5 protein-coding genes are annotated in these 6,000 nt (G+C 73.7%); 4 read left to right on the forward strand and 1 reads right to left on the reverse strand.

Features of this window, described 5'->3' with window-relative positions; genetic code table 11:
- The first annotated feature begins 226 nt into the window (after positions 1-226).
- From H577_RS0113185 to H577_RS0113195, 3 genes are all read left to right on the forward strand, one after another.
- Positions 227-1,162 (forward strand): AAA family ATPase, encoded by a 936-nt coding sequence (locus H577_RS0113185; RefSeq protein ID WP_029146341.1) that lies wholly within the window; start codon positions 227-229, stop codon positions 1,160-1,162.
- 46 nt (positions 1,163-1,208) lie between these two features.
- On the forward strand, positions 1,209-2,510 hold the full coding sequence (locus tag H577_RS0113190; protein ID WP_029146342.1) for a DUF58 domain-containing protein: 1,302 nt from the start codon (positions 1,209-1,211) through the stop codon (positions 2,508-2,510).
- 367 nt (positions 2,511-2,877) lie between these two features.
- Complete coding sequence (locus H577_RS0113195; protein ID WP_084516246.1) at positions 2,878-3,675, forward strand: aquaporin; 798 nt, start codon at positions 2,878-2,880, stop codon at positions 3,673-3,675.
- Positions 3,676-4,075: 400 nt separating this feature from the next.
- Here the strand turns inward: H577_RS0113195 and H577_RS0113200 are convergent, their stop codons facing one another.
- Entirely contained in the window at positions 4,076-5,071 is a 996-nt protein-coding gene (locus tag H577_RS0113200; RefSeq protein WP_029146344.1) for a stage II sporulation protein M, read from the reverse strand.
- Positions 5,072-5,088: 17 nt separating this feature from the next.
- Here H577_RS0113200 and H577_RS0113205 point away from each other — a divergent pair, with 17 nt between their 5' ends.
- Entirely contained in the window at positions 5,089-5,922 is an 834-nt protein-coding gene (locus H577_RS0113205; RefSeq protein WP_029146345.1) for an RDD family protein, read from the forward strand.
- Positions 5,923-6,000 lie beyond the last annotated feature (78 nt).

Here is a 6,000-nt window from a genome sequence, read left to right on the forward strand (position 1 = left end):
CCCCAACTCGGCCGCCGCACCCGACCCCGCCAGCTCGGCACCGACCCCGGCAGGCACACCTACCGCCGGCCCCACCCCGGCCGCCGCACCCGGCGGCATTGCACCCACCCCCGCCGGCCCCGCGCCGACCCCGGCAGGCACGCCTGCCGCAGGCCCCGCGCCTGCCCCCGCCGCGGCCGGCGCGCCCGACCGACCGTCCACGCCCGGCGCCACCGACGACGCGGCGCTGCGCGAGGCGCTGCACCGCGTGCGGCAGCAGGTCGGGCAGGCTGTCGTCGGGCAGGACGGCGCGATCACCGGGCTGCTGATCGCGCTGCTGGCCGGTGGTCACGTGCTGCTGGAGGGCGTGCCCGGCGTCGCCAAGACGCTGCTGGTGCGCGCGTTCAGCAAGGCGCTGGGACTGGACACCAAGCGCGTCCAGTTCACCCCCGACCTGATGCCCGGGGACGTCTCGGGATCGCTGATCTACGACGCCCGCACCGCCGAGTTCGAGTTCCGCGAGGGGCCGATCTTCACCAACATCGTGCTGGCCGACGAGATCAACCGCACCCCGCCCAAGACCCAGGCGGCGCTGCTGGAGGCGATGGAAGAGCACCAGGTCACCGCAGACGGCGTCACCCGCGAGCTGCCCGACCCGTTCCTGGTGGCGGCGACGCAGAACCCGATCGAACACGAGGGCACCTATCCGCTGCCCGAGGCGCAGCTGGACCGGTTCCTGCTCAAGCTCATCGTGTCGGTGCCCGAGCGCGACGCCGAACTGCAGGTGCTGCGGCGGCACGCCGAGGGGTTCGACCCGCACGTGCTGCGCGAGGTGCACCCGGTGGCCGATGCCGCGCAGCTGCGCGCGGCACGTCAGGCTGCGGCATCCGTCGCCGTCACCGACGAGGTGCTGGGCTATCTCGTCGATCTCGCGCGGGCCACCCGGCAGAGCCCGTCGGTGCAGCTGGGCGTGAGCCCCCGCGCGGCGACCGCGCTGCTGGCGGCGGCGAAGGCGTGGGCGTGGCTGGGCGGATACCCGGCGATCACGCCCGACCACGTGCAGACCATGCTCGTGCCGACCTGGCGCCACCGCATCCGGCTGCGGCCCGACGCCATGCTCGAGGGCGTGTCGGTCGACGCCGTGCTCACCTCGGTGCTGCAGCAGACGCGGGTACCGATCTGACCCGCCGCGGGCGGGCCGCACAGCCTGGACGAAAGAACGACGGACCATGTATCTGACCGGCCGCACTCCCGTGCTGGTGGCGCTGGGCGCGTTGCCGGTGATCGCGCTGTCGGCCGCCGGTGTCGACGCGTGGCTGGCCGCCGCCGGCTGGGTCGTGCTCTGCGCGCTGCTGGCGGGGGTGGATGCCGCGGCCGCGGCCGATCCGCGTCGGGTGCGCGTCGAGCGGTCCGTGCCGCGACGGGCGCTGCTGCACAGCGCGGTGCCGACGAGCCTGACTCTGCGCGGGCCGCGCCGGCTGCGCGGGTGGCTGCGCGACGGGTGGCAACCCACCGCGGGCGCCCCGCCGCAGCGGCTGCGCGTGCGGCTCGATGCGGACGAGCCGGTGCGGCTCGAAATGGTGCTGCGTCCGCGACGTCGCGGCGAGCTGGTGTCACGGTTCGTCGTGCTGCGCAGCCAGGGCCCGTTGGGGCTGGCCGGCCGGCAGGCGCGGCTCGACGTGCCCGGCGCGCTGCGGGTGCTGCCGCCGTTCACCGCCCGGCGGCACCTGCCGTCCCGGCTGGCCCGGCTGCGCGAGCTCGACGGGGCGACGAGCGTGCTGATCCGCGGGCAGGGCACCGAGTTCGACAGCCTGCGCCCGTACGTGCGCGGCGACGACGTGCGATCGATCGACTGGCGGGCGACCGCGCGGTCGGGCACGACCATGCTGCGCACCTGGCGGCCCGAGCGCGACCGGCACATCGTGATCGTGATCGACACCGGGCGCACCTCGGCGGCGCGCGTGGGCGACGGGGTGCGACTGGATGCCGAGATGGAGGCGGCGCTGCTGCTGTCGGCTCTGGCGGCACAGGCGGGCGACCATGTGCACCTGGTGATGTTCGACCGTCTGGTGCGGGCCCGGGTGTCGGGCGTGGACGGTGACGCGCTGCTGCCGGCGATGGTGGACGCGATGGCCCCCGTGGAACCGAGTCTGATCGACACCGACTGGGATGCCGCGTTCGCCCAGGTGCGGGCCCTGGCGGTGCGTCCGTCGCTGGTGGTGCTGCTGACCGCGCAGGACGAGGTCGCCTCGGCGCGCGGGTTCCTCGGGTCGCTGCCGGCGGTGACCGCACACGCGCACGTGCTGGTGGGCACGGTGACCGACCGGGAACTGACCGATCGGGTCGCCGCGCGCGAGACCGTCGGCGACGTGTACCGGGCGGCGGCGGCCGAGCAGACGTTGGCGGATGCCGCGCGGGTGGCCGCCGCGGTCGCGCGGGCCGGGGCCGAAGCGATCGCCGACGACCCCGAGATGCTGCCGCCGCGCATCGCCGACCGTTACCTCGCACTCAAAGCCACCGGCCGGCTCTGAGCCCGGTGGTCGTTCGCTTGGGCCCGGCGCCTGGGCCGTGGCATCCGCCCCGCCGGTCGGCTCTGAGCCCGACGGTCGTTCGTTTCGGCCCGGCGCCCGAGTCGTGGCATCCGCCCGGCGCCCGAGCCGTGGCATCCGCCCGGCGCCCGGACCGTGGCATTCGCGCCACCGGTCGGCTCTGAGCCCGCGGTCGTTCGTTCCGGACCGGCGCTTGGGCGGTGGCATCCACCCCACCGGTCACAGGGGAAACATGCGGCTCACCCGTGCGTATGGTGAGAATCCGCTGAAAGTGCTCTACGCTCGGCACTGCGGATCGGTGCGTAGTGCGTTCCGCTGACCCCCCGACCCACATACAGAGGAGATCCCCATGAGTGATCCCAGACCGGACAAGGACATCAGGCCCACGCCGCTGGACCACACGCCGACCGCCCCGTCGACGGGTGCGACGCTGATCGCCGAGGCGTTCGGCACGTTCCTGCTGGTGATCGGCGTGATCAGCACGGCGCTGTTCGCGGCCGGCTTCGGCGAGGGCACCGACGCGCACAACAAGGGCGTCGGGTTTCTGGGCGTCGCACTGGCCGTGGGCCTGACCGTCATCGCCGGTGTGTACGCGTTCGGCCCGATCTCGGGCGGACACTTCAACCCGGCCGTGACGTTCGGGCTCGCCGCGGCGGGACGCTTTCCGTGGAAGAGCGTGCTGCCCTACGTCATCGCCCAGATCGTCGGAGGCCTGGTGGCCACCACGATCATCGTGCTGATCGGCCTGTTCGGCCCCGACAAGTGGCTGAGCACCGCGCAGGCCGGCGGCTTCGCCAGCAACGGCTGGGGTGAGCTGTCGCCGGGCGGCTTCGGCATCGGCGCCGCGATCGTCGTGGAGGTCGTGTTCACGGCGATCTTCGTGTTCGTGATCCTCGGCGTGACCCACTCGACCCGCGGCACCAAGTTCGCGGGGCTGGCGATCGGTCTCACGCTGAGCCTCATCCACCTGGCGACCATCCCGATCGACAACACCTCGGTCAACCCGGCGCGGTCGATCGCGACGGCTGTCTACGGCGGCGTGCTGCCGCTGAGCCAGCTGTGGGTGTTCATCGTGTTCCCGATCGTCGGTGCGCTGATCGCCGGCTTCGCGTTCCGTCCGCTGTTCGACGGCGTCAAGAACGCCTGAGCGGGTACCCGTCGCGCGGCCCGTCCCTTCGGGGGCGGGCCGCACGCGTGTTCCGGGGGTCGGGGTGCACCCGTGTTCCGGGCCCGGGCCGCGCGCGTGTTCCGGGGGCGGGCCGCACGCGTGTTCCGGGGGCGGGCTGCGCGCGTGTTCCGGGGCCGGGATGCTCGTGCCCAGCCCCCGGCGCCGCGGCGTGCTGGCACCGCGGCGTGGTTTGGGGCGGATTCGTGCACGAAAGCCTGCACAAACGCGCCCCAAACGCACAGATCCGCCCCAAACCCGCGGGACGAACGGACCGACCGCGAGCCCGAGCCCGGGGACCGGATGCTTGTGACCGAGCCCCCGGCGCCGTGATCGCGCGCTACCCGGCAACGAACCCAGCCCCCAGCGCCGCGGCCGTCCCCTACCCGGCGACGAGCCGGGGGGTGCCGGCCTCGCTCTCGGCGAGGTCGCCGGTCTCACCGGCCAGCCAGGCGCGTCGCCCGACCACGAGCATGTACACCAGGAACACGGCCAGTGCCGCCGCGCCCAGCGCCACCTTGACCGGCCACGGCCAGTGCTGCGGCGTGACGAACCCCTCGACCGCGCCCGACAGGGCCAGCGAGAACACCAGGCCGATCGCCACGGTGACCAGGGCCTGTCCCGATGCGGCGAGCGCCTCACCGCGCGATCGCCGACCGGGCGCGATCCACGCCCAGCACACGTGCAGTCCCGCCGCGGCCGCGACGAACACGCTGGTCAGCTCCAGCATCCCGTGCGGGGCGATGAACTGCCAGAACACGTCGCCGTGCCCGGTGGCGATCATCACCGCGGCGGCCGAGCCGACGCCGACGGCGTTCTGCATGACGACGTACAGCGGCCAGATGCCGGTGATCCCGAACAGCACGCACTGCACGGCGATCCAGGCGTTGTTGGTCCACACCGTGCCGGCGAACACGGCGGCGGGGTTCTCGCGGTAGTAGTCGGTGAAGCTGTGCTCGGCGTAGTACTCCAGGTCGGCCTTGCTGCCCAGCGCCGCCAGTGCGGCCGGGTCGGTGGTGACCCAGATCGCCATGAGCGAGCCGACCGCGAAGAAACCGAGCGCCACGGCGAGGGTGGTCCAGCGCAGCCGGTACAGCGCCGCCGGCAGCTGGTGCAGGAAGAACCGCGGCAGCGTGCTGCGCAGGTCGGTGCCGCTGCCGGTCAGCCGCAACCGGGCGCGGGCGAGGATCGTGGACACGTGGTCGCCGAGCGGAGTGCGGCCCGCGCTGGTCTTGATGTCGGCCAGGTCGGCCGACGCGGCGCGGTAGCGCGTGACCAGCTCGTCGGCGGCGGCACCGTTCAGACGCGAGGCGCGGCTGAGCTCGTCGAGCCGGGCCCACTCCGGGCGGCGTGCGGCGGCCAGGGCGTCGAGGTCCATGTGGTTCACTGTAGGTCATGGCCGAACCGATCACGATCGTCCCCGACGAGGTGCTCACCGGCGAGGCCGTCGCGCTCGACGTGCAGCCGCTCGGGTTCTTCCTACGGGCGCTGGGCACGCTCATCGACGTGCTCGTCGCCATCGCGGTGATGCTGCTGATGGCCTGGCTGTCGGGCTGGCTGCTCGGCGAGAACATCGTCAGCACCGATGCCAGCGGCATCCTGGGCATCGTGGTCATCGTGCTGGTGCTGGTGGTGTTGCCGACGGCGGTCGAGACGCTCTCGCGCGGGCGCAGCCTGGGCCGGCTCGCCGTCGGCGGACGGATCGTGCGGGCCGACGGCGGCGCGGCCGGGTTTCGACAGGCGCTGATCCGGGCACTCGTGGGGGTGCTCGAGATCTGGATGACGTTCGGCGGGCTGGCCGCCCTGGTCGGCGCGTTCACTCCCCGGTCGCAGCGGCTGGGCGACCTGCTGGCGGGCACGTACTGTCAGCGCACGCGCACGCCCGCGCTGCCACCGAGCGCCGCGGGCGTTCCGCCCGTGCTGGCCGGATGGGCGCAGGTGGCCGATGTCACGCGGCTGCCCGACCCGCTCGCCCGGCGCTGCGCACAGTTCGTGCGGCAGGCCGAGCACATGGAACCGGCCGCCCGCGCCCGGCTCGCTGCCGCCCTGGCCGCCGAGGTCGCACCGCGTGTGTCGCCGATGCCGGCGACGGATGCCGAGACCTTCGTGCGCGGTGTGGTCGCGGTGCGTCGTGACCGGGAGTACGCAGCCCTGCGCCTTGAGGACGAGCGGGTCGGGATGCTCGTGTCAGGCACCTCCGCTGTGCCCCGCGGCTTCCCCACGCGGTGACCGGGCCCGGCCGTCGAGCGAGGCCGCAGGCCCGAGTCGAAACGTCCGGCGGCCGGTCACGGGCACAGGAGATCTCAC

The sequence above is a fragment of the Microbacterium luticocti DSM 19459 genome, from assembly GCF_000422405.1.
Classification (GTDB): domain Bacteria; phylum Actinomycetota; class Actinomycetes; order Actinomycetales; family Microbacteriaceae; genus Microbacterium; species Microbacterium luticocti.

Excerpts from the sequence above, each read along its gene's own strand:
- H577_RS0113195 (WP_084516246.1), top strand. The coding sequence starts at position 2,878 with ATGAGTGATCCCAGACCGGACAAGGACATCAGGCCCACGCCGCTGGAC.
- H577_RS0113190 (WP_029146342.1), top strand. The coding sequence starts at position 1,209 with ATGTATCTGACCGGCCGCACTCCCGTGCTGGTGGCGCTGGGCGCGTTG.
- H577_RS0113205 (WP_029146345.1), top strand. The coding sequence starts at position 5,089 with ATGGCCGAACCGATCACGATCGTCCCCGACGAGGTGCTCACCGGCGAG.
- H577_RS0113200 (WP_029146344.1), bottom strand. The coding sequence starts at position 5,071 with ATGGACCTCGACGCCCTGGCCGCCGCACGCCGCCCGGAGTGGGCCCGG.